The organism is Marinobacter caseinilyticus (genome assembly GCF_011074955.1).
Lineage (GTDB): Bacteria > Pseudomonadota > Gammaproteobacteria > Pseudomonadales > Oleiphilaceae > Marinobacter > Marinobacter caseinilyticus.
In genome coordinates, this window is the sequence record NZ_WUQJ01000037.1 from 107,134 (window position 1) to 127,844 (window position 20,711).

General features: G+C 57.1%; 21 protein-coding genes. 7 read left to right on the forward strand and 14 right to left on the reverse strand.

The window, feature by feature from the left end; genetic code table 11:
- Nucleotides 1-45: 45 nt before the first annotated feature.
- Nucleotides 46-1,953 carry a biosynthetic arginine decarboxylase gene (speA, locus tag GRX64_RS19050; protein WP_166269679.1) on the reverse strand — a complete coding sequence of 636 codons (1,908 nt, stop codon included), beginning with the start codon at nucleotides 1,951-1,953 and terminating at the stop codon, nucleotides 46-48.
- 216 nt (nucleotides 1,954-2,169) lie between these two features.
- On the opposite strand from speA, the gene speE reads away from it, so the two are divergent.
- On the forward strand, nucleotides 2,170-3,030 hold the full coding sequence (gene speE, locus GRX64_RS19055; protein WP_166269681.1) for a polyamine aminopropyltransferase: 861 nt from the start codon (nucleotides 2,170-2,172) through the stop codon (nucleotides 3,028-3,030).
- 106 nt (nucleotides 3,031-3,136) lie between these two features.
- On the forward strand, nucleotides 3,137-3,322 hold the full coding sequence (locus GRX64_RS19060; protein WP_166269683.1) for a DUF6316 family protein: 186 nt from the start codon (nucleotides 3,137-3,139) through the stop codon (nucleotides 3,320-3,322).
- Nucleotides 3,323-3,380: 58 nt separating this feature from the next.
- On the opposite strand, the gene GRX64_RS19065 is transcribed toward GRX64_RS19060, so the two are convergent.
- Nucleotides 3,381-4,649 carry an ammonium transporter gene (locus GRX64_RS19065; protein ID WP_166269685.1) on the reverse strand — a complete coding sequence of 423 codons (1,269 nt, stop codon included), beginning with the start codon at nucleotides 4,647-4,649 and terminating at the stop codon, nucleotides 3,381-3,383.
- Between the two features lie 75 nt (nucleotides 4,650-4,724).
- Entirely contained in the window at nucleotides 4,725-5,063 is a 339-nt protein-coding gene (gene glnK, locus GRX64_RS19070; protein WP_166269687.1) for a P-II family nitrogen regulator, read from the reverse strand.
- 440 nt (nucleotides 5,064-5,503) lie between these two features.
- On the opposite strand from glnK, the gene GRX64_RS19075 reads away from it, so the two are divergent.
- The 3 genes from GRX64_RS19075 (at nucleotide 5,504) to trmB (ending at nucleotide 8,207) form a co-directional block, all read left to right on the forward strand.
- Nucleotides 5,504-5,752: an accessory factor UbiK family protein gene (locus tag GRX64_RS19075; protein ID WP_166269689.1), complete on the forward strand. Its 249-nt coding sequence runs from the start codon at nucleotides 5,504-5,506 to the stop codon at nucleotides 5,750-5,752.
- 98 nt (nucleotides 5,753-5,850) lie between these two features.
- The gene (locus GRX64_RS19080; protein ID WP_166269691.1) at nucleotides 5,851-7,359 is read left to right on the forward strand and encodes a YifB family Mg chelatase-like AAA ATPase; all 1,509 of its coding nucleotides are present in this window, start codon (nucleotides 5,851-5,853) and stop codon (nucleotides 7,357-7,359) included.
- Between the two features lie 122 nt (nucleotides 7,360-7,481).
- Nucleotides 7,482-8,207, forward strand: a complete 726-nt coding sequence (gene trmB / locus GRX64_RS19085) for a tRNA (guanosine(46)-N7)-methyltransferase TrmB (RefSeq protein ID WP_166269693.1) — start codon at nucleotides 7,482-7,484, stop codon at nucleotides 8,205-8,207.
- Nucleotides 8,208-8,277: 70 nt separating this feature from the next.
- Here the strand turns inward: trmB and GRX64_RS19090 are convergent, their stop codons facing one another.
- The 10 genes from GRX64_RS19090 to GRX64_RS19135 all read right to left on the reverse strand — a co-directional run bounded on the left by GRX64_RS19090 (nucleotide 8,278) and on the right by GRX64_RS19135 (nucleotide 17,419).
- Entirely contained in the window at nucleotides 8,278-8,805 is a 528-nt protein-coding gene (locus tag GRX64_RS19090) for a hypothetical protein (protein ID WP_166269695.1), read from the reverse strand.
- Nucleotides 8,805-9,953, reverse strand: coding sequence for a radical SAM family heme chaperone HemW (gene hemW, locus GRX64_RS19095; protein ID WP_166269848.1), 1,149 nt, complete (start codon nucleotides 9,951-9,953; stop codon nucleotides 8,805-8,807). Before hemW ends, GRX64_RS19090 begins: the two co-directional genes overlap by 1 nt.
- 2 nt (nucleotides 9,954-9,955) lie before the next feature.
- A complete protein-coding gene (rdgB, locus tag GRX64_RS19100) occupies nucleotides 9,956-10,570 on the reverse strand; it encodes an RdgB/HAM1 family non-canonical purine NTP pyrophosphatase (protein WP_166269850.1) in 615 nt (204 codons plus the stop codon).
- 2 nt (nucleotides 10,571-10,572) lie between these two features.
- On the reverse strand, nucleotides 10,573-11,025 hold the full coding sequence (locus tag GRX64_RS19105) for a DUF4426 domain-containing protein (RefSeq protein ID WP_166269697.1): 453 nt from the start codon (nucleotides 11,023-11,025) through the stop codon (nucleotides 10,573-10,575).
- Nucleotides 11,022-11,630, reverse strand: a complete 609-nt coding sequence (metW, locus tag GRX64_RS19110; RefSeq protein ID WP_166269699.1) for a methionine biosynthesis protein MetW — start codon at nucleotides 11,628-11,630, stop codon at nucleotides 11,022-11,024. The genes GRX64_RS19105 and metW overlap by 4 nt, the downstream gene beginning before the upstream one ends.
- Nucleotides 11,627-12,775: a homoserine O-succinyltransferase MetX gene (metX, locus tag GRX64_RS19115; protein ID WP_166269701.1), complete on the reverse strand. Its 1,149-nt coding sequence runs from the start codon at nucleotides 12,773-12,775 to the stop codon at nucleotides 11,627-11,629. The genes metW and metX overlap by 4 nt, the downstream gene beginning before the upstream one ends.
- 189 nt (nucleotides 12,776-12,964) lie before the next feature.
- On the reverse strand, nucleotides 12,965-14,929 hold the full coding sequence (locus GRX64_RS19120; RefSeq protein ID WP_166269703.1) for a dynamin family protein: 1,965 nt from the start codon (nucleotides 14,927-14,929) through the stop codon (nucleotides 12,965-12,967).
- A 219-nt stretch (nucleotides 14,930-15,148) separates the two neighbouring features.
- A complete protein-coding gene (locus GRX64_RS19125; RefSeq protein ID WP_166269705.1) occupies nucleotides 15,149-15,733 on the reverse strand; it encodes a YggT family protein in 585 nt (194 codons plus the stop codon).
- Between the two features lie 81 nt (nucleotides 15,734-15,814).
- Nucleotides 15,815-16,654: a pyrroline-5-carboxylate reductase gene (proC, locus tag GRX64_RS19130; RefSeq protein ID WP_166269706.1), complete on the reverse strand. Its 840-nt coding sequence runs from the start codon at nucleotides 16,652-16,654 to the stop codon at nucleotides 15,815-15,817.
- Nucleotides 16,655-16,714: 60 nt separating this feature from the next.
- Nucleotides 16,715-17,419 (reverse strand): YggS family pyridoxal phosphate-dependent enzyme, encoded by a 705-nt coding sequence (locus GRX64_RS19135; RefSeq protein WP_166269708.1) that lies wholly within the window; start codon nucleotides 17,417-17,419, stop codon nucleotides 16,715-16,717.
- Between the two features lie 208 nt (nucleotides 17,420-17,627).
- On the opposite strand from GRX64_RS19135, the gene GRX64_RS19140 reads away from it, so the two are divergent.
- Both GRX64_RS19140 and GRX64_RS19145 read left to right on the forward strand, forming a co-directional pair.
- Nucleotides 17,628-18,662, forward strand: coding sequence for a type IV pilus twitching motility protein PilT (locus GRX64_RS19140; RefSeq protein ID WP_166269710.1), 1,035 nt, complete (start codon nucleotides 17,628-17,630; stop codon nucleotides 18,660-18,662).
- Nucleotides 18,663-18,693: 31 nt separating this feature from the next.
- Nucleotides 18,694-19,815, forward strand: coding sequence for a PilT/PilU family type 4a pilus ATPase (locus tag GRX64_RS19145; protein ID WP_166269712.1), 1,122 nt, complete (start codon nucleotides 18,694-18,696; stop codon nucleotides 19,813-19,815).
- A gap of 312 nt (nucleotides 19,816-20,127) precedes the next feature.
- Here GRX64_RS19145 and GRX64_RS19150 read toward each other — a convergent pair whose 3' ends face one another.
- Nucleotides 20,128-20,499: a hypothetical protein gene (locus tag GRX64_RS19150; protein WP_166269714.1), complete on the reverse strand. Its 372-nt coding sequence runs from the start codon at nucleotides 20,497-20,499 to the stop codon at nucleotides 20,128-20,130.
- Nucleotides 20,500-20,711 lie beyond the last annotated feature (212 nt).

Genomic DNA, 20,711 nt, shown 5'->3' on the forward strand with positions numbered 1-20,711 from the left:
CATCCGGGTAATGTTGGTGGTATAGGCACTCGCGTTGGTGAGCCCTTACTCTTCCAGGTAAGTGTATCCGTTCAGCCCGCCCACAAGTTCTTCCAGCAGTTCGGCCTGCGTGGCCGTCGACAACGCGCTGTGCTCAAATTTGCGCCGGTAAGCACTGGTCAGGTCTTGAGGCTCAAAGTTAACGTAGCGAAGGATCTTGGCCACGGTATCGCCGTAAATCGGGTCGCCGATTTCATAACCGCCGTGCTCGTCCCGACGAACATCCACCGAGTGAGTGTCCCCAAACAGGTTGTGCATATCGCCGAGGATTTCCTGATAGGCGCCGGTCATAAAAAAGCCCACCAGCAGGGGGGTGTCAGGGTCATCCTCCGGCAGCGGCAGAGTGGTTTCGATGCCCTGGCCGTCTACATAGCGGTCGATACGACCGTCAGAATCACAGGTGATGTCCTGGATCACCGCCCGGCGAGTCAGTGGCCGATTGAGGCCGGACAGCGGCAACACCGGAAAAATCTGATCGATGCCCCAGACGTCGGGCAGGGACTGGAACAGGGAAAAATTAACAAACAGCTTTTCCGCCAATTTTTCATTGAGTTCATCGATCACTTCGCGATGGGCCCGGTGGGCAGTGTTGAGCTGGCCTCTGAGTAGCCGGCAGCATGCCATGTAGAGACATTCTGCATCGGCCCGGTAACGCAGCGACAGCAGGCCGTGGGCAAATTGAGCGTGCACATCGCTCATGGCGTGAAGGACGTCGTGATAAATTTCGATCTGGGACCGCGGTGTGGCGTCGTCCTGCAAACTGGTGAAGTCGCGCCAAAGATCCTGCAAGGGTTCCGGGGCATCCGGGGCCGGGGCAACCGGGGTGCTGTTTTCGGGCGTTTCCCGGTCAATCACATTGGTTACCAGCACGGCGTGGTGCGCGGTCAGGGCACGGCCGGATTCACTGATCAGGTTGGGGTGGGGAATGCCCGCTCGGTCACACTCAATCTGCAAGGTATGGATAACGTTGTAGGCGTACTCAAAGACGCTGTAGTTCATCGAGCAACTGCTGCGGGAACGGGTACCCTCATAATCAACGCCCAGGCCGCCACCAATGTCGACTGTGGTGACCGGTGCGCCCATGGCGCGCAACTCGCTGTAAAAGCGCGCGCATTCCCGTAAACCTGTCTGGATATCCCGGATGTTGGCGATCTGGGAGCCCAGGTGGAAGTGCAGTAGTTGCAGGGAATCGAGCGCCTGAGCTCGTTCCAGATGGCGGACCACCGCCAGAATCTGGTTGGCAGACAGCCCGAATTTGGACTTTTCACCGCCGGTGTTCTGCCAGTTGCCTTTACCGATGCTCGCCAGCCGCGCGCGAACGCCGATCAGCGGCTTGACCTCCAGTTTACGGGCTTCCTCCAGGATCAGTGGCAGTTCCGATTGTTTCTCGACCACAATGAAGACGTTGTGACCCAGTTTCTGGCCGATCAGGGCAAGGCGCACGTACTCGCGATCTTTATACCCGTTGCAGACGATCACCGAGCCACTGGTGCACAGCGCCAGCACCGCCATCAGTTCCGGCTTGCTACCGGCTTCCAGACCAATTTGCTGCTGGCTGGCGGCGGGTTCGGCCTGCAGAAGCTCTTCCACCACCCGGCGCTGCTGATTCACCTTGATCGGGTAAACGGCGGTATAGCTGCCCTGGTAGTCTTGCTCGGCGGCGACTTTGTTGAACGCGCCGCATAACTTGTTGACCCGGTCATGCAGGATGTCGGTAAAGCGCACCAATACCGGCAGTTGCAAGCCGCGCTCGACCAGTGACTTTGCCAGTTCTGGCAGGTTTATGTCGGCGCCGGTGCGGCCCCGGTCCGGTCGGATCAGAACATCGCCCTGGCTCGAGACATCGATATAGCCGTCGCTCCAGTGCGGGATGTTGTAAACCTTCTGGGCGTTGGCGCCGGGAAGTTCGATCATGGTTCTGGTCCTGTCAATAAGCCGGGGCTGGCCTTTGGCCAACAAACAATGGGCCATTGTATGAGTTCCGTCGGCCCGCTAAAAGTATGGTTTACTGAAACAGCTGGATAAATCGCCGGTCATGGCGCTTTAGCTCTGCGCATGAGCCACCTACAATACCCGCCATAGAGTCGTGCCGGATGGCATTGGTCATTTCAAGAACGGGGAGTAAAACGTATGACGACATTGAATGAGGGCTGGTTTACCGAGGTATTCCAGGACGAAGGCACGGCTTTTTCACTGAAAGTGAAAGCCAAGCTTCATGAAGAGCAAAGCCAGTTTCAAAAGCTCGAAATTTATGAGACTGAGACCTTCGGCAATCTCATGGTGCTCGATGGCTGCGTCATGTTGACGGGTCGTGACAACTTTCTGTACCACGAGATGATGACCCATCCCGCACTGTTTACTCACAAGGCACCGAAAAAGGTGGTTATTGTTGGCGGCGGTGACTGCGGTACGCTCAAAGAGGTGTTGAAACATCCGGCGGTGCAGGAAGCATGGCAAGTCGAAATTGATGAGCGGGTGACTCGCCTGTCAGAGAAGTATTTCCCCGAGCTGTGTGAATCCAACGAGGACCCGCGGGCGAACTTCTTTTTCGGTGATGGTATCCAGTGGATGCGCGATATTGAGCCCAACAGCGTGGACATCATCATCGTCGACAGCACGGATCCGGTGGGACCGGCGGAGGGATTATTTGCGGTGGACTTCTATCGCGATTGCATGCTGGCGCTGAGGGATGGTGGCATTGTGGTGCAGCAAAGCGAGTCCCCGTTGCTGCACACCGACACCATCATTAAAACCATTCATGGGGACATGAAAAAGGCCGGCTTCGATCATGTCCAGACCTTACCCTTTCCCCAGCCTGTTTACCCCACAGGCTGGTGGAGCTGTACGTTGGGTGGAAAAGAAAAACCACTGAAGTATTTCCGCGAAGAGGATGCGGCGGAACGTCCGTTTGTCACGCGCTACTATAACGACGATATCCACCGTGCGGCGCTGGCAATGCCCCAGTTCATGCGGGACTGTCTGGAGCCGTAATCGCCTCGCTTTTTAATGCCGGTGGCGTTAACCTTGAGGTCTGATCAAATAGTGATCAAGTCGGGCAGTAAGAACAACGTCAGGTCCATTCAGGGAGGGCCACGGCATGGTACGCCAGGGCGAGGAGCAAAAAAATTGGTTCAGAAGTAACCGGTTCACCGTTATTAACGGGCAGCTGTTTTTTCAGACCCGGGAAGGCAAGTTTGAAGGTCCCTTCGAAAACGACATCGAGGCGGAGCTGGATCTGATGCTGTACCTTCGGCGTGCCGAATTCGGTCAATCAAAGCACTAGAAAAAAGGGCGCCTCGAAAGGCGCCCTTTTTCATTTGGTAAGTCTGGTCAGTCGCGATTTACTTGCTGCTGACAAACTCAGGGTAGGCTTCCATCCCACATTCGGACAGATCCACACCTTCGTACTCTTCTTCTTCAGTGACCCGGATACCGACCACTGCTTTCAGGATACCCCAGACAATCAGGCTGGCTACGAATACCCAGATGAAGATGGTCAGGGCGCCGATGATCTGGCCGCTGAAGCTTGAGCCGTCGTTGGTGAAGGGCACCAGCAGCAGGCCCAGAACACCACACACACCGTGGACCGAGATCGCGCCGACGGGATCATCGATACGCATCTTGTCCAGAGTCACGATGCTGAAGACAACCAGCACGCCGCCCAGGGCGCCAAACAGTGTCGCGGTCAGGGCTGTGGGTGTGGAAGGCTCAGCGGTAATGGTTACCAGCCCGGCCAGAGCACCGTTCAGCAGCATGGTCAGGTCGGCCTTGCCGAACATCAGACGTGCAACGATCAGGGCCGCAATACCACCACCAGCCGCAGCTGCGTTGGTGTTCAGGAACACCATGGCAACCGAGTGTGCACTGCTGATATCGCCGAGCTTGAGGACCGAGCCGCCGTTGAAGCCGAACCAGCCCATCCACAGGATGAAGGTACCCAGAGTGGCCAGAGGCAGGTTGGCGCCGGGGAAGGCACGGATTTCGCCGTTCGGGCCATACTTGCCTTTACGGGCACCCAGCAGGATAACGCCCGCAAGTGCGGCAGCAGCACCGGCCATGTGAACAATGCCTGAACCGGCGAAGTCACTGAAGCCAAGGTCACCCAGGGTGTACATGCCGAAGACGGACGCACCGCCCCAAGTCCAGGCACCTTCCATTGGGTAGATGAAACCGGTCATGACAACCGCAAAGGCCAGAAACGCCCACAGTTTCATGCGCTCGGCGACCGCACCGGACACAATCGACATGGCGGTAGCGACAAAGACAACCTGGAAGAAGAAGTCGGAGGCACCGGAGTAGATGGAGCCGCCTTCAAAACCGTCTTCACGACCGGCAAAATCACCCAGCACGGCAGCGGCGTCAACTTCGCCCATTCCGGCAAGGAAAATGTTACCGCCGTACATGATGGCGTAACCGCACACCAGATACATGATAGAGGAGACCGCGTACAGTGCTACGTTCTTGGTCAGGATTTCAGTGGTATTTTTTGCGCGCACCAGACCGGATTCGAGCATGGCAAAGCCTGCCGCCATCCACATAACTAATGCACCACAAATCAGAAAATAAAAGGTATCTATTGCATATTGCAGGTGAAAAATATTGCTTTCCATATGAAGCCCTCCGCACGAGGCTTTTCTGGGTTAAAGTTTTTGCGCTGGCTTTTTTTTCTAGGTCAGATCGTCAGATCAAACCGCTTCTTCGCCGGTTTCACCGGTTCTGATTCGGATCGCCTGTTCGAGCTCAGTCACAAAGATTTTGCCATCACCGATTTTGCCGGTGTTTGCTGCTTTGGTAATGGCTTCGATGACTTGGTCCAGCAGGTTGTCGCCAATGGCGACTTCTACTTTAACCTTCGGCAGGAAGTCCACTACGTACTCAGCACCCCGATACAATTCGGTATGCCCCTTTTGCCGTCCGAAGCCTTTCACTTCAGTGACGGTAACGCCTTGAACGCCAATCTCGGATAGAGCCTCACGGACATCATCCAGCTTGAAAGGCTTGATGATCGCTGTCACAAGTTTCATTGGTTTCTCCTTGGTAAAGCCGCCTCGACACTTCTGATCCTAAGATGCTGGTATCGAGTTCGGGATGCTTGCCACCTCGCACACCAATTGTGCGGATTGCATGCGAGACTATAAGCATCGGGTGTGCCAACGCAAAAAATAACTTTAAAATCATAAAGTTAATTGCTTAATGTTCCAAAATGGAACCTTCAGGCGCGCCATTATAGCGCATTGGGATGATGGTTGAACCAGTATGGTGCAATCCGGTTGGGCGTCGGGTTGCTACCTACGACATTGGTATAACGACACCAGCCCAAATGAAAGACACGCCCCGCCCAGTATGGCAGGAGCGGTGGTGTGATACACTTCTGGCTTATTATATCCAGTGGTGTTGGGAGTGCATGCCTGTTCATTGTGACCGCCCCGCCAGCGACGACCTACTATGATTCGAGAGGTGTTGAGTGAAAGGACCCCAGGATTTTTTTTCCCAGCTACAAGGGCAGTTTGGCCAGTTTGTCCCCGACATGGCGAAAGCCGCAAAAGATGACTTCGAAAACCACGCGAAAGCGACCGTGATGGCAGTGCTGGCCAAGCTTGACCTGGTCACCCGTGAAGAGTTTGATGCCCAGCAGGCGGTTCTGATGCGGACCCGTGAAAAAGTGGAGGCGCTGGAGAAAAAGGTCGCCGAGATGGAGCAGTCCACCCGCTAGCCGTTTACCGCTCCCAGCGTTGCCTCAGGATGCCGGCGGCGCGTTGTGGCTCCACTGATTCGGAGCACTGACCCAATGACTAACCATGGAAGGTTGCTATGCTCGCTATTATTCATACCCGCGCCCGTCTAGGCGTGTCCGCTCCCCCCGTCACGGTTGAAATTCATCTGTCAAACGGCCTGCCTGCGCTGTCGATTGTCGGCTTGCCGGAGACGGCGGTTAAGGAAAGCAAGGATCGGGTCCGCAGTGCATTGCTGAACGTCGGGTTCGAATTCCCCGCCAAACGCATCACTATTAATCTGGCACCGGCGGATCTGCCCAAAGAGGGTGGGCGTTTTGACTTGCCAATTGCGCTGGGCATTCTGGTCGCATCTGGTCAGCTGCCGGCCGACCAGTTGTCAACCGTCGAGTGTCTCGGTGAGTTGTCGCTGGACGGCGCCTTGCGCCCGGTTCGGGGTGTGCTGCCCGCTGTGATGGCCGCCAGAGCCGATGGCCGTCAGCTGCTCATCCCAGCTACCAACAGCGACGAGGCTTCGTTGGCCGGTGGTGACGATGTCTTTGCTGCGGGCCACCTGTTGGCGGTTTGCGAGCACCTCACGGGTACCACGCGGCTACCACCATTGCCGCCGATGGCCGATGGCGGGTCCGAAGCAACGGGTCCGGATCTGGCGGATGTGCGGGGCCAGCATGTGCCGAAACGAGCGCTCGAAATCGCCGCGGCCGGCGGCCATAACCTATTGTTGTTCGGTCCGCCCGGCACCGGAAAAAGCATGCTTGCGAGTAGGCTACCGGGCATTCTACCGGCACTGACCAATGAGGCCGCCCTGGAGGTGGCCAGTGTGCATTCGGTTGCCGGCCTGTCGGTCCGGCGCAGCCATTGGCGTCAGCCGCCCTATCGCTCGCCGCACCATACCGCCTCGGCCGTGGCTTTGGTTGGTGGTGGCAGCAGCCCCCGCCCCGGTGAAATTTCTCTTGCCCACCAAGGTGTGTTGTTTCTCGACGAGTTGCCAGAATTTGACCGTAAGGTGTTGGAAGTCTTGCGGGAACCTATGGAGTCGGGAGAAATTGTTATATCACGGGCTGCGTGTCAGGTGGCGTACCCGGCGCGATTTCAGGTCATTGCTGCCATGAACCCATGTCCCTGTGGCTATCGTGGGCATCCCAGCATCGATTGTCAGTGCACGCCACAGCAGGTGGTGCGTTATCAGGCCAAGCTGTCTGGTCCGTTATTGGATCGCTTCGATCTGCACGTCGAGGTGCCCGTGCAGTCGGGTGAAGTGTTATTGAAGCGGCAACCGGAAGCGATCACCAGCACCGCTATTCGTGCACGGGTTGAAGTCGCCCGGTCGATACAAATGGCCCGCGGCTGCATCAACGCACAACTTTCGGGCGAGGCCATGCACCAATACTGTCAGCCCTGCCAGGACGGCGAGGCGGTCTTGTCAAAAGCGATGGAGAAACTGGGGCTGTCCGCGCGAGCGTTGCACCGTATCCTGAGGGTAGCCCGCACCCTGGCAGATTTGGCAGGCGAGCACAGTATCAGCCGCCATCACCTGATCGAAGCGCTGGGCTACCGCAAGCTGGACCGCCGGCAAGCGCGAACGTGAGTCTCGAATACTCCGCACAGCCACAAGTCTTTGTTAGACTGTGCGGCAGAAGCGCAAACTACTTTAACCCCAGCCAATGTGGCCACCTTGTCGTCAGGACGGGCGTGCCGTGAGGGAGTGTAATGACAGACCAGCAAGAGCCATCCGCCCAGCAAGAGCCGTCCGCAGTCACCACCCGCAGAGGCATTCGCAGCTTTGTGCTGCGTCAGGGCCGTATGACCGTGGGTCAGAAAAACGCCTATGAGCGTTGCTGGCCGAAATACGGCCTGACCCGTGAGCACGGCATGATTGACCCCCGAGAGGTGTTTGGCCGTGAGGCGTGGCTGAATCTGGAAATCGGATTTGGTATGGGGAAGTCGCTGGCGGATATGGCGGAAGCCGCGCCAGAGCAGGATTTTATTGGGGTGGAAGTGCATCTGGCCGGCGTCGGCGCTCTGTTAAAAGAGGTGGAAGACCGCGGTCTGGAAAATGTCCGGGTCTACGCCATTGATGCCAACGACGTGATTGACCTGTGTTTACCGGACGCCAGCCTGGATCGGGTCCTGTTGTTTTTTCCGGATCCCTGGCATAAAAAACGTCACCACAAGCGGCGGTTGGTGCAACCGGAGTTTGTTCAGCGTATTCGCCACAAACTTCGGGTTGGGGGCATCTTTCACCTGGCCACCGATTGGGAAAACTACGCCGAGCACATGATGGCAGTGTTAAGCGACTCAGAAGGTTTTGCCAACGTCCAAGGGGCAGGGCACTTTGCGCCGCGACCGGATTATCGGCCCGTCACCAAGTTTGAAAAACGCGGTGAGAAGCTGGGGCACGGGGTTTGGGATCTGCTGTTTCGTCGTACCAACTGACCGGGATTTCCCCCGGCAAATGCGAGCGATGACAACAGGCGACGGTCCATGCACTGAAGCGTTGGCCGGCTCAATGCTGGCGTGGCCGTCTCCGGGTCGAGTGTATGACAATGAGCCCCGCAGTGCCGATGATCAACCCGGTGAATTTCAGCATGGCGCAGGTAGTGGCGGCAATGCTGACACCTTCGGTGGGGGCCGACAGGTTGCTCAGCAGCAGGATGTTTTCACCGGCATCGCTTACGCCCGCGGCCAAAAACAGTGCCTTGACGGCGCGACCCACCTTTTGTTCGCGAACGCCTCGGCGGTTGGACAGTAAGTGGTCGGTCAGCAGTAGCAAAGCCGCCAGATAGACCGCGATGAAAACAAAATCAAGCCACAGGGCGATCATTGCCCAACGGATGCCAGTGTCCCCCCAGCTGTCCAGAATCAACAGGCTCTGCTTGACCGACGCTGCGAGCTGGAAACTGATGATGCCTTGTGGCGCGTGCAAAGTGATCAACAGTTGATTGATCGCCGTTAGCATCAGGAGCAAGGCCAATGACAGCAGCAGGGACCACTTCAATGGGTGTGACACTGTCGGCAGTTTGGGATGGCTCATCAGAGGAATCGCTCCAGCAGGCTATTCAGGTACCGCTGCCCCAGATCGGTTGTCTGTAACCGATCCGGATGCAGTAACTGATCGTTCCTTAGTCCCTTCAATACTGCAGCAACCTGGTGCAGAGGTAAACCGGTACGGTCGGTAAATAAATGTTCAGGCACACCCTCATTGAGCCTCAGGGCGTTCATCATGAATTCCAGTGCCATGTCGTCGGTTTCAATCTCCTGGGTCCCGGCCGTCCGGCTGCCGATCCGGTTGAGGTAGGCATCCGGCTGTCGGGTTTTCCAGTACCGCTCGACTTGCCCGGAGGCGAGGGTAAGTTTGCCGTGGGCACCGGCGCCGAGCGCAAGGTAATCGCCAAAGGTCCAGTAATTGAGGTTGTGCCGCGACGCTCGTCCAGGGCGACTCCAGGCAGACACCTCGTAGGCAGCCAAACCATGATCTTGCAGTGTGTCTGCACCGGCCTCGTAGATCGCCCATAGCCGATCATCGTCCGGCAGGGCCGGCGGGCGGCTGTAAAATTCGGTGTTCGGCTCCAGTGTCAGTTGGTACCAGGACAAATGCGGCGGCTGCCAGGCCATCGCCGTTTTCAAATCTGCGACGGCCGCTTCGGGCGTCTGGCCAGGCAGGCCGTGCATGAGGTCAAGGTTGAAATTATCGAACCCGGCGTTGAGGGCGGCTTCAATGGCCCGGTGCGCGGCCCGGTCATCGTGAATGCGGCCCAGAGCCTTCAGATTGTCAGGGTCAAAGCTTTGGATGCCAAGCGAGAGGCGGTTGATGCCCGCGGCCCGAAAACCTTCAAAGCGGCCTTCCTCCAGAGTGCCGGGGTTGGCTTCCAGGGTGATTTCGGCGTCGGGCTCGAACCGCAGGTAGTGGTGAAGGCGTTCAAACAGCGTGTGGTAAAAGTCAGCGGACATCAGCGAGGGCGTGCCACCGCCAATGAACATGGTCTGAATGGTGCGGCCCTGAATGCGCTCGAGGTCGTGCTTGAGGTCTTCGGTCAGTGCGTCCAGGTAGGCGCGCTCCGGCAGCGCTCCGGTAAAAGCATGGGAATTGAAGTCACAGTAAGGGCATTTCTTCACGCACCAGGGTACGTGAAGGTAGAGGCTTAACGGAGGGGGCGTTGTCACTCCGTGGGCGGCTTGCAGGCTCACGTCGTTACGGGTGCGCTGGACAGCTGCTGCAGCAGGGCACGCAGGGCCTGGCCGCGATGGCTAAGACGGCTCTTGTCGGATTTGCTGAGCTCGGCGGCCGCACACTGGCGCTCGGGCACCCAGAACACCGGATCATAACCGAAGCCGCCTTCGCCTGTCGGCGCTGTCAGGATCCGTCCGGGCCATCGGCCATGGGCAATGACCGGCGTTGGATCGTCAGCATGGCGCAGATACACCACAACACAATGAAACTGCGCCGTTCGTTCGGCCTCCGGCACATTGGCCAGCGCCGCCAACAAGGCCTCAATGTTGTCTCGGTCCGAGGCGCGGGGGCCGGCATAGCGAGCTGATCGGACCCCCGGCTCACCCCCCAGGGCGTCCACGGCCAATCCGGAATCGTCCGCCAATGCCGGCAAGCCAGTAGCGCGCGCCGCGTGTCGGGCCTTGATAAGCGCATTTTCAACAAAGGTCACTGCCGGTTCTTCTGCTTCACTGACGCCCAGTGTTTTCTGGGCCACAGGCTGCAGACCGAGAGGCGCGAGTAAATCGGTCAACTCCGCCAGTTTGCCGGGGTTGTTGCTGGCGATTACAAGTTTGCTGTCAGGATTCATCATCAGTCATTGAACAGTGTGTGTGCGGTACGGATCGGCAATTGGGTGCCGCCGCCCAGGGGTCTGGCCGTCACCTCAAAGGTCAGCAGTTCGGCATTGCCGTACTGGAATTCAGCGATAAAGTAGACCGAATCTCCCTCACTGATGCGGCGAAAACCCAAAAAACGGTGCTGTCGGATATCGTTCAGCACCTTGCCTTCGACTTGCCCGCCGATGGTTTTAAGTCCGCCATTTTCGGTTTTCTCCATGATGGCCACGTTGATAACGCCGATGGACTTACTGCGCTTCAAGCCATTTTGAGCGGCCACGTCGGGGTCGAGAAAGGTGCTGGCAAAAATACTGTAGTGGACCTGGTACTGCCCGAAATCGACCAACTCTGCGACGGCGGCCAACGGCATCCAGGCCAGCGTCAGTGCCATCAGGATGGCAAGCCCGTGGCGAATCTGTTTGCTCATAGCTCATCCTCCTGCCGGGATATGCGGTAGATGGCGATCTGGCCCAGCATGTTGGGCCAGAGACGGCTGAGCCAGCGGTCCTGATGTTCGCCATCCACCACGGTTCGGTTTTTGATCCGAAAGTTTTTCCGGTAACACAGCGCCTCAAAATCCTTGAAGGTGCACAAGTGAATGTTGGGCGTGTTATACCACTTATACGGTAGCGTTTCGGATTCGGGCATACGTCCGCGGCGCATCAGATACCAGCGTAAACGCCAGTAGGCGAAGTTGGGAAAGGTCACGATGCCTTCGCGCCCGAGCCGGAGCATTTCATCAAGCACCACATCGGGGCGGCGGACGGCTTGAAGGGCCTGGGTCATCAGCACGACGTCAAAGCTCTGGTCTTCAAAATTGGCCAGACCCTGGGTGTCCAGGTTTTGTTCGATGACCGAAACGCCTCGCCCCATGCAGGTGGTAATGTGCTCCGGGTTTATCTCGAGGCCGAATCCGGTGGCTTGTTTTTCACGCTGCAGGTAATCCAACAGGACGCCGTCGCCACACCCCAGATCAAGTACATGGCTGCCCGGATTGATCCATTGTTCGATAATGCTCAGATCTGCTCTCATGCGCCGACCTCCCGTGCAATCCGATCCAGGTAGGCGGTAAAAATATCGGTGTACCTGGGTGTTGGAATCAGGAAGGCATCGTGCCCCCAGGGTGCGTCAATTTCTGCATAACTGACTTTGCGGCGGGCTGTAATCATGGCATTCACCAGTTCTTCCGATCGGGCCGGGGTGAAGCGCCAGTCGGTGCTGAACGACAGCACCAGAAATTCACAGGTTGCCTGCTTCAGTGCCTTGGCCAGATCGTTGTCAAATTCGTAGGCGGGGTCAAAGTAATCCAGTGCCTTCGTCATCAACAGATACGTATTGGCGTCGAACGTTTCAGAAAATCGCTCGCCCTGGTAGCGCAGGTAACTCTCAACCTGAAATTCGGCGTCGTAGCCAAAGTTGTAGGCCTGATCCCGCAGTTCGCGGCCAAATTTCTCGCCCATTGACGCGTCGGACAGGTAGGTGATGTGGCCCACCATGCGGGCCAGCATGAGGCCTTGTCGGGGGATTGTATTAAAGTCGTAATACCGGCCACCGTGAAAATCCGGATCGGAGGTAATGGCCTTGCGAGCCACTTCATTAAACGCGATGTTTTGAGCGCTTAATCGCGGCGTTGAGGCAATGATCACGGCATGGCGGATACGGTCCGGGTAGGAGAGACCCCATTGCAGCGCCTGCATGCCGCCGAGTGACCCGCCCACTACCGCCGCCCAGCACTGAATGCCAAGTCGGTCGGCCAGCTTGGCCTGGCTTAAGACCCAGTCTTTCACCGTAACCACTGGAAAATCAGGACCGTAGGGACGTTCGGTTTCCGGGTTGATGCTGCTGGGTCCGGTGCTGCCATTACAACCTCCGAGGTTGTTGAGGCTGACCACAAAAAAACGGTTGGTATCGATGGGTTTGCCAGGCCCAATGCAGCTGTCCCACCAGCCGGGTTTGCGGTCTTCTTCGCTGTGATAGCCGGCGGCATGGTGGTGACCACTGAGGGCATGACAAATCAGAATGGCGTTACTGGCATCGGTGTTCAACTCGCCGTAGGTTTCAACCACCAGGTCATAGGCGTTGAGCCGTTGACCGCAGGCGAGGGTGATCGGCTCGTCAAAATGCAGCGTCTTTGGGGTGACAACTCCAACAGAATCCTTCGCATGGGAATCGGGCATTGACGCAACGGCTTCCTGAATTGATCAACAGTGGGTCGGATACAGTTTGGTGCTAATGGTTATCGGCATGGCGCAGGGTTTGGAGCCCACAATCACGCCAGCCTTGCAGTTTAATGGTGGGATTGATGCGCTGCAACCGGACACTCGCATTCGTCCTGGTGTGTCCGGTCAACAGGGGACGGTAGCCGGTCAGGCGATGCTGGAAATATTAACCACTTTTTGCTGGATAAGGGTGGGCGCCGGCTTACGGATCTGACGGTGCATGTTATCCGCCAGTTCCAGCTGACGGCGCAGGTCACTAATGCTGTCGTTCAGTCGCTGACGCTCTTCTTTGGCCCCCTTGTCGTTGCGAACCATATCGCGAATCCGGCGAATTTGGTGCTCCAACAGGCGCTTCTGCTCCATCGAATACTGCATGATCGGCAGCAGGGCTTCTTCCGGCCAGCGCTCGACGTCTTTGCCGACTCGCTGGTGCAGCGTGCGGGCCTCCTCGACGATGACGTTGAAGAAGCGGCGGATCAGCAGGGTTTGCTCGGTTAACATATTTTTGGGGTTGCGCCGGAACCGGTTGGCCTTTTTGCGCAACTCCCGAACCGCGATCACGTGTCGGCCAGCACGCAGAGGTATCGGTTCCAGATGACGGGCCCGGGTGTCCTCGTTGTAGCGCCGGTAGATGGCACCGACCATTTTTTCAGCCAGTTGGCCCTCCGCCAAAAGGTTGCTGAGGTCGTCTTCCAGCAGCTCAAAGAAGTGGTTCATGGCACGGCTCATACCGGGAGTCGTCCAGCTTTTCGTGAGCAGGGTGCGAACCTTGTCGACATGACCCTCAAAGCGCTCTTCGCCGACCAGCTCTTTGAGCATGTCGCCCTGGGACTGCATGAGGCGACGGCTGGACCGCAATGTGATCAGTTTCTTATAGTAAAAGTCGTAGTCCTTCTGTGCGCGATCGGCCAATCGGCGGAGTGCATCCCGGTCCATGTGCGTTTCCGAACACGCCGACCGCTCTTCCTGCAATGCTTCGAGTCGGGAATGCATGGCCGCTTGACTGTTTTGGAGCATGCCCAGTAAGTCGTTGATCAGGCTTTGTGTGATCAATTGCTCTTTGTGCATCAGGATGCGGTCAATGATCAAGCGTTCCAGATCAGGCAGTTGGCTTCGATTGAACAACGCGTTGTCTTTTCTTACCCGGGCCAGCAGGCCCTGTTTGGCGGAGACCGGCAGCACGTCGGCCGGGCGAATGCCAAGATGGTCGGCGGTGTATTCCCGGACGCGGGCAATGGAGTCCTCGGTGTGGCTTTCGCCTTGCAAGTCGTCCCAAAGCACGTCGATTTTGTTCAGTACGGCAAATCGTCCAGCGCGGTGATCGGCGTTGTCGGTGGCGATGTAATCCTTCCAGATCGTCATGTCACTGGAGGTGACGCCGGTGTCGGCACTGAGCAGGAAAATGATGGCGTGCGCGGCCGGCAGCATACTGATGGTCAGTTCAGGCTCCGAACCCAGAGCGTTCAGGCCGGGGGTGTCGAGAATGCGTAGCCCGCGTTCAAATAAGGGATGGCGGATGCTGATCTGAGCGTTTCGCCAGGCCGGAATCAGGACGTAGCCAGGGTTGGCGCGATCATGTTCCAACATGTTTTCCTGAAAGCCGAGTGCCCGTGCTTCTTCCGGGCGCACGCTTTTGACCTGCGCCACCTCGGCCAATACTTCCCGCATAATATCTGGGTTGCTGTCGTCCAGCTCAAAACGGGTCCAGCGGCGCGGGTCTTTGCGAAGCTGTTGAAGTGAGCTGTCACTGGTGCGGGTCTCGATGGGCAGCAGCAGCAGGTAGTTGCGATTTTCGACGCGATCGAAAAACAGTTCGGTCGGGCACATGGTCGTGCGGCCGGCCTGAGATGGCAGCATGCGCTGACCGTAATCGGCAAAGAACAAGGCATTGATCAGTTCGGTTTTGCCCCGGGAGTATTCGCCGACAAACGCTATGGTGAGTTCGTCTTCGACCAGCAGCTCAAGGCCGCGTCGTATGCGGCTGCTGACGTCTTCGGAATACAGGTCGTTATCCTGAAGCCAAAGCCGGTAACGACTAATTTGGCGAATCAGTTCCTTCTTCCACGTGTGGTATGCCTCGACTTGTTGAGACAAACTTCCTGTTGCATTCATGATGCCGACCTTATTCAGCAGACTTACAGTACGAGTAGTCTAACAGGGTAGGTGATTCCCGACTGTCGATCCGTGAACCTGTCGACAGTCAGGACATACCAATATGGCAGAATGCTGGGGTGTGGTCAAAAAGACTTTTTTAATCAAGGGCCTGCAGATGTAGTGTGTTTTATTTCGAACTGTTTTGATTTGTAACCAACGGTACCTATGAGGTGTGGTTCACAGTGCCACGCCAATGCTTCCAAGACCGGCGGCCATCGCCATGTGGTTGATCACGACTGAAACGACGTTGAGAATCAGGAACACCACGATGGGCGACAAATCGAGCCCGCCCATTGAGGGCATGACGTTGCGGACCGGACGCATCACCGGTTCGGTGATCTGGGCAACCAGTTGGATGGCGGGGTGGTGACTGCCAGGGGCGATCCAGCTGACCACAACCACGGCAATTACGGACCAGAAGTAAATTTTCACGATCAGGCCCAGTACCGTGATGACGGACCAAGCCAGCAGGGTAACGGGATTGATGGCCGGAATGCCGGTATTGAGCGTCATCAGAATGAGCACAAAAGCGAGCATCTGAACCAGTATGGCGAGTACCAGTGAGGCCCCGTCAAGCCCGCCCCAGCCTGGAATGACTTTTCTGAGTGGGCGTAAGGGCGGGTTGGTGGCCTTGACCACAAACTGGCAGATCGGGTTATAGAAATCCGCCCGGGCCAATTGAAGAAGAAAACGCAGTAGAACGATGGTGAGATAGAACGTCGAGACAATTTGCAGCGTGGTGATCAGAATCTGCGCCAGCATGAAGCCATTACTCCGTTGTGAACCGTCATCTTGTGTATGTGGGGTGGTCGTATTGAATTTCCACCCCACGCCTGCAACCTATCAGTTGGCCTTCGGCGCCGACAGCTCTTTGGCCATCTCTCCTGAGCGGTTGAACGCGGCTGAATAGGCTTGTTTCACCAAGTCTCTCAGCCCGCCCTTTTCAAACGCATTGATGGCTTGTTCGGTGGTACCGCCCGGGGACATGACATTGCGCTTGAGTTGCCCTGGGTCATGCTCGCTGCGTCCGGCCATCTCAGCGGCACCGGCCATGGTCTGGATAGCCAGTTGGCGGGCGGTGTCAGCCGCTAGGCCAGCTTCGGTGGCGGCTTCCTCCAGTGCTTCGAGCATCAGGAAGAAATACGCCGGGCCGCTGCCAGACAATGCCGTGACTGCGTGTAACAGCTGCTCATCGTCAACCCACAGGGCGGAGCCGATACTGCTGAAAACGTCTTCAACATTCTTGCGCTGTTCGCCACTGACTTCCTCATTGGCATACAGCCCCGCTGCGCCTTTGCCGACCAGAGATGGGGTGTTGGGCATTACGCGCACCAGCGGCAAGCCGCCACCGAGCCACGCATCCAGTGTGGGCGCCTCCAGGCCTGCGGCGATGGACACGACCAGCGGGCGCGTGTTCTGGACCACCGGCGCAATGTTTTCACACGCATCACGCATCACTTGCGGTTTGACGGCCAGGACGACGATATCCGCTTGTTGGGCGCAATGGCGGTTGTCGGTTGTAACGCTGACGCCAAAACGTTGCCGGATGGACTGCAGATGCTTGTCATCTGGCGCACTTACCCACACCTTGGCGGCATCGAAGCCGCTTTCCAGCATGCCACCGATGATGGCGCTGGCCATGTTGCCTGCGCCGATAAAAGAAATGGTTGGGGAGGTGCTCACAATAAAACTCCGTTATGACAATTGTCTGTATGAGTTTGATGATAACAGGATATGACGGATTCAGCTCTTGGGCGGTCGCGCCCCGAACAGCGCAGTACCGACCCGAACACAGGTCGCGCCTTCAGCGATGGCGATGTCCAGATCGCCGGACATGCCCATGGATAATGTATCCGGGGTGCCTGGAAGGTCATCGGAGTCGCGCAGTCGCTTGAGCGCATCCGCCAACTGACGGAAGCTCTGTCTGAGCTGGCGCTCCGGCTGCCCGGGATCCGGGATGGCCATGAGTCCGCGTAACGTCACGCCGGGCAGACTGCTGATCGACCGCGCCAACGCCGGCAGGTCTGCCAGCGAGCAGCCGGACTTGCTGTCCTCATCGTCAATGTTGACCTGGATGCACAGGTTGAGAGGTGGGGATGAGGCCGGGCGTTGCTCGCTCAGGCGCTTTGCGATTTTAAGCCGGTCAACACTGTGAACCCAGTCGAATCGCTCGGCGATGATGCGGGTTTTATTGGACTGAATCGGCCCGATGAAATGCCATTCCAGGCCCGGCACATCCCGCAAGGCATCCATTTTGTCGATGGCCTCTTGCACATAATTTTCACCAAACGCGGTTTGGCCGGCCTCAGCTGCGGTACGCAGTTCGTCTGGATGACGCGTCTTGGTAACCGCCAGCAGTCGCACGCAGCCTGGCTCGCGCCCGGCCGCCAATGTTGCTTTTTGTATGCGTCGGGTTACGCTCCCGATGTTGTCTGCTATGCTGTTCATGGTGTGATTCCGGCGACCAATGCGTCCTGTAATACGTTGATACGTTACCCGTAGGCCTCTGAAATGCCAATACTTGTGAAGTCAGCATCGCACAAGGGTCGGAGGTCTGAAGCGGTGAATACGCTCAGCGTTGTTCGCGCCGGAATACGCGCACAACGCACAAACCGGATTATTCCAGAATTAAAAGAAACGCCTTCCGAGGACATCTATGGATATTACTGAACTGCTGGCCTTCTCTGCAAAGCAGGGTGCCTCTGACTTGCACCTGTCCGCTGGCCTTCCCCCCATGATCCGTGTTGACGGTGATGTTCGTCGAATCAACTTGCCGCCGATGGAGCATAAAGAAGTCCACGGGCTGATTTATGACATCATGAACGACAAGCAGCGTAAGGATTATGAGGAGTTTCTGGAAACCGACTTCTCGTTTGAAGTGCCCGGCGTGGCTCGCTTCCGGGTCAATGCGTTCAATCAGAATCGCGGCTCTGGCGCCGTGTTCCGGACCATTCCATCGAAGGTGTTAACGATGGAAGATCTGGGTATGGGGCAGGTCTTTAAAGATGTTTCCTCGGTGCCGCGGGGGCTGGTGCTGGTAACCGGTCCGACCGGTTCTGGCAAGTCCACTACGCTGGCGGCGATGCTGGATTACATCAACGACTCCCGGTACGAGCACGTCCTGACGATTGAGGACCCTATTGAGTTTGTGCACGAGTCCAAGAAGTGTCTGATCAACCAGCGTGAAGTGCATCGTGACACCCTGGGGTTTAACGAAGCCTTGCGTTCGGCCTTGCGGGAAGATCCGGACATTATTCTCGTCGGTGAGCTGCGGGACCTTGAGACCATCCGGCTGGCCCTGACCGCCGCCGAAACCGGTCACCTGGTTTTTGGTACCTTGCACACCACCTCGGCAGCTAAGACCATCGACCGGATTGTCGACGTGTTCCCGGCAGAAGAGAAATCCATGGTGCGCTCCATGCTGTCAGAATCCCTCCAGGCGGTGGTTTCACAAACGCTGATGAAGAAAATGGGCGGTGGCCGGATTGCGGCCCACGAGATCATGATCGGTACCGCGGCGATCCGTAACCTGATCCGTGAGGACAAGGTCGCCCAGATGTACTCGGCGATTCAAACAGGCGGCCAGTTGGGTATGTCCACGCTGGACCAGACACTGCAGAAACTTCTGCAAAAGGGTTTGATCTCCCGTGAACAAGCACGCATGAAAGCAAAAATGCCGGACAACTTTTAAGGCTGGATAACGTCCAGGAACAGGTGTGTACATGGATTTTGATAAACTGCTTCGTCTGATGGTGGAAAAAGGAGGCTCAGATCTCTTTATTACCGCCGGTGTTCCGCCCAGCATGAAAGTGAATGGCAAGGTACTACCGGTCACGAAGAACGCGTTGACGCCAGAGCAGACCCGGGACTTCGTGTACGGTGCCATGAATGAGAAGCAGCAGTTGGAGTTTGATGAAACTCACGAATGCAACTTCGCCATCAGTGCCCGCGGTATCGGTCGATTCCGCGCCAGTGCCTTCTTTCAACGCAATCTGTGCGGCATGGTATTGCGTCGCATTGAAGTAAAAATTCCACAGCTTGATGAATTGTCGTTGCCGGAAATCATCAAGGACCTAGCCATGACCAAGCGTGGTCTGATCCTGTTTGTCGGGGCGACCGGTACCGGTAAGTCCACGTCGTTGGCGGCGATGATTGGTCACCGCAATCGCAATAGCCGGGGCCACATTATCTCCATTGAAGACCCGATCGAGTTTGTGCATCAGCATCACGGGTGCATCGTGACGCAGCGTGAAGTCGGGATCGACACTGAAAGCTTTGACGTGGCACTGAAAAACACCCTGCGTCAGGCGCCTGATGTCATTCTGATCGGTGAGGTCCGCACCAAACAGACCATGGAGTATTCGGTCCAGTTCGCCGAGACTGGCCACCTCTGTCTGGCAACGCTACACGCGAACAACGCCAACCAGGCCCTGGACCGGATCATTCAGTTTTTCAACCCTGATCAGCACAACCAGATCTGGATGGACCTGTCGCTTAACTTGCGGGCTATTGTGGCCCAGCAACTGGTGCCGAGCCCGGACGGTAAAAGCCGCCGCGCGGTCATTGAGGTCTTGGTCAACACCCCCCTGGTGGCCGACTTCATCCGTAAAGGCGAAGTGCACAAGCTTAAAGAGCTGATGTCTAAGTCGACAGAGGCTGGCATGCAGACCTTTGATCAGGCGCTCTACAAGCTCTATGCAGAAGGTTCGATCACCTACGAGGATGCCTTGGCGCACGCTGATTCCGCCAACGATCTGCGCCTGATGATCAAGCTGGGCGCCAATGCTCACGGCGCCGATAAGTTGTCGTCCAGTGTCGATAAGCTGTCTATGCAGGGCGATTAGGGTTGCTGGTTTTGAGCTGCCGGTTCGCCGGCCAGTCTCTCTGTAGTCAGTTTATCGATACGTTGGCATTCAGACTGCCGCGGTGGGCGTTCTCCTGAACGTCGACGTGGCGTTCCGCAATATTGAATGCGCCGTTGAGGGTGAGCCTGCCGGAAGGCGATTCCGTTTGTCGGGCACTTACGGGTTTGATGTGTAGGGTGTCGCGGCGCAGGTCAGTAAAGTATTTTGAGAAAATCATAACCCGGGTGGGAGTCGGACTCTATCGGACCCGGTTCCCACCTGGTGGTCACTGATCAACGCTGCCCAACCGTTTTACTGGTAGATGACCTGACCACGGTAGATGACCTTTTTCCGACCCTTGGTCGCGTCGCCGTCGGCCGCCTCGGCATGCTCTCCTTGCTGAGGGGGTTCGGGGTCGGCAATTACCTGTCCTCGGTAGTTCCGCTTTGCAGAATCCTCCAGCGCAGCCAGACTCGGTACTTTGTCCTTGAGCGCTTGCCAGGTATTCGCGAGGTGTGGCGAACGGGATTGTTCGGCGTAAGTTGCCAGTCTAGCTGCGAGGTCGTCTTCTGTCAGATGCAGTTTGACGCCAAATTCGGAACGGATCAGGCGTCGGCATTGGTGCACAAGCTTGAGCAGGTTCGGGTCCAGCAGCCAGCTGCGTTCGGGTGCCTTAGTGGTCATGATTACCGCCTCAAAGAAGAAATGTCACAGCGAGGTTGCTGATGGGTGCCACTGGAATGTCAGCAAACCAACAACCGACATCTTAATCAGTATGCGAAAATCATGCCCAAAAGCCCCGGCGCGATAGGCCTAGGGGCACTGCCGCAGGCCAGAGGCCTTTGAGGCTGGGCACGGCTCGGCCTGTTACAGGAAGCACCCAGTATGGGTGAGTC

Coding starts and splice junctions, on each gene's coding strand:
- rdgB (WP_166269850.1), bottom strand. CDS start 10,570: ATGAATCCTGACAGCAAACTTGTAATCGCCAGCAACAACCCCGGCAAA.
- GRX64_RS19135 (WP_166269708.1), bottom strand. CDS start 17,419: ATGAACAGCATAGCAGACAACATCGGGAGCGTAACCCGACGCATACAA.
- GRX64_RS19150 (WP_166269714.1), bottom strand. CDS start 20,499: ATGACCACTAAGGCACCCGAACGCAGCTGGCTGCTGGACCCGAACCTG.
- GRX64_RS19060 (WP_166269683.1), top strand. CDS start 3,137: ATGGTACGCCAGGGCGAGGAGCAAAAAAATTGGTTCAGAAGTAACCGG.
- GRX64_RS19145 (WP_166269712.1), top strand. CDS start 18,694: ATGGATTTTGATAAACTGCTTCGTCTGATGGTGGAAAAAGGAGGCTCA.
- metX (WP_166269701.1), bottom strand. CDS start 12,775: ATGCCCGATTCCCATGCGAAGGATTCTGTTGGAGTTGTCACCCCAAAG.
- GRX64_RS19125 (WP_166269705.1), bottom strand. CDS start 15,733: ATGCTGGCGCAGATTCTGATCACCACGCTGCAAATTGTCTCGACGTTC.
- metW (WP_166269699.1), bottom strand. CDS start 11,630: ATGAGAGCAGATCTGAGCATTATCGAACAATGGATCAATCCGGGCAGC.
- GRX64_RS19105 (WP_166269697.1), bottom strand. CDS start 11,025: ATGAGCAAACAGATTCGCCACGGGCTTGCCATCCTGATGGCACTGACG.
- speE (WP_166269681.1), top strand. CDS start 2,170: ATGACGACATTGAATGAGGGCTGGTTTACCGAGGTATTCCAGGACGAA.
- glnK (WP_166269687.1), bottom strand. CDS start 5,063: ATGAAACTTGTGACAGCGATCATCAAGCCTTTCAAGCTGGATGATGTC.
- GRX64_RS19140 (WP_166269710.1), top strand. CDS start 17,628: ATGGATATTACTGAACTGCTGGCCTTCTCTGCAAAGCAGGGTGCCTCT.
- GRX64_RS19120 (WP_166269703.1), bottom strand. CDS start 14,929: ATGAATGCAACAGGAAGTTTGTCTCAACAAGTCGAGGCATACCACACG.
- GRX64_RS19065 (WP_166269685.1), bottom strand. CDS start 4,649: ATGGAAAGCAATATTTTTCACCTGCAATATGCAATAGATACCTTTTAT.
- GRX64_RS19090 (WP_166269695.1), bottom strand. CDS start 8,805: ATGAGCCATCCCAAACTGCCGACAGTGTCACACCCATTGAAGTGGTCC.
- GRX64_RS19080 (WP_166269691.1), top strand. CDS start 5,851: ATGCTCGCTATTATTCATACCCGCGCCCGTCTAGGCGTGTCCGCTCCC.
- trmB (WP_166269693.1), top strand. CDS start 7,482: ATGACAGACCAGCAAGAGCCATCCGCCCAGCAAGAGCCGTCCGCAGTC.
- speA (WP_166269679.1), bottom strand. CDS start 1,953: ATGATCGAACTTCCCGGCGCCAACGCCCAGAAGGTTTACAACATCCCG.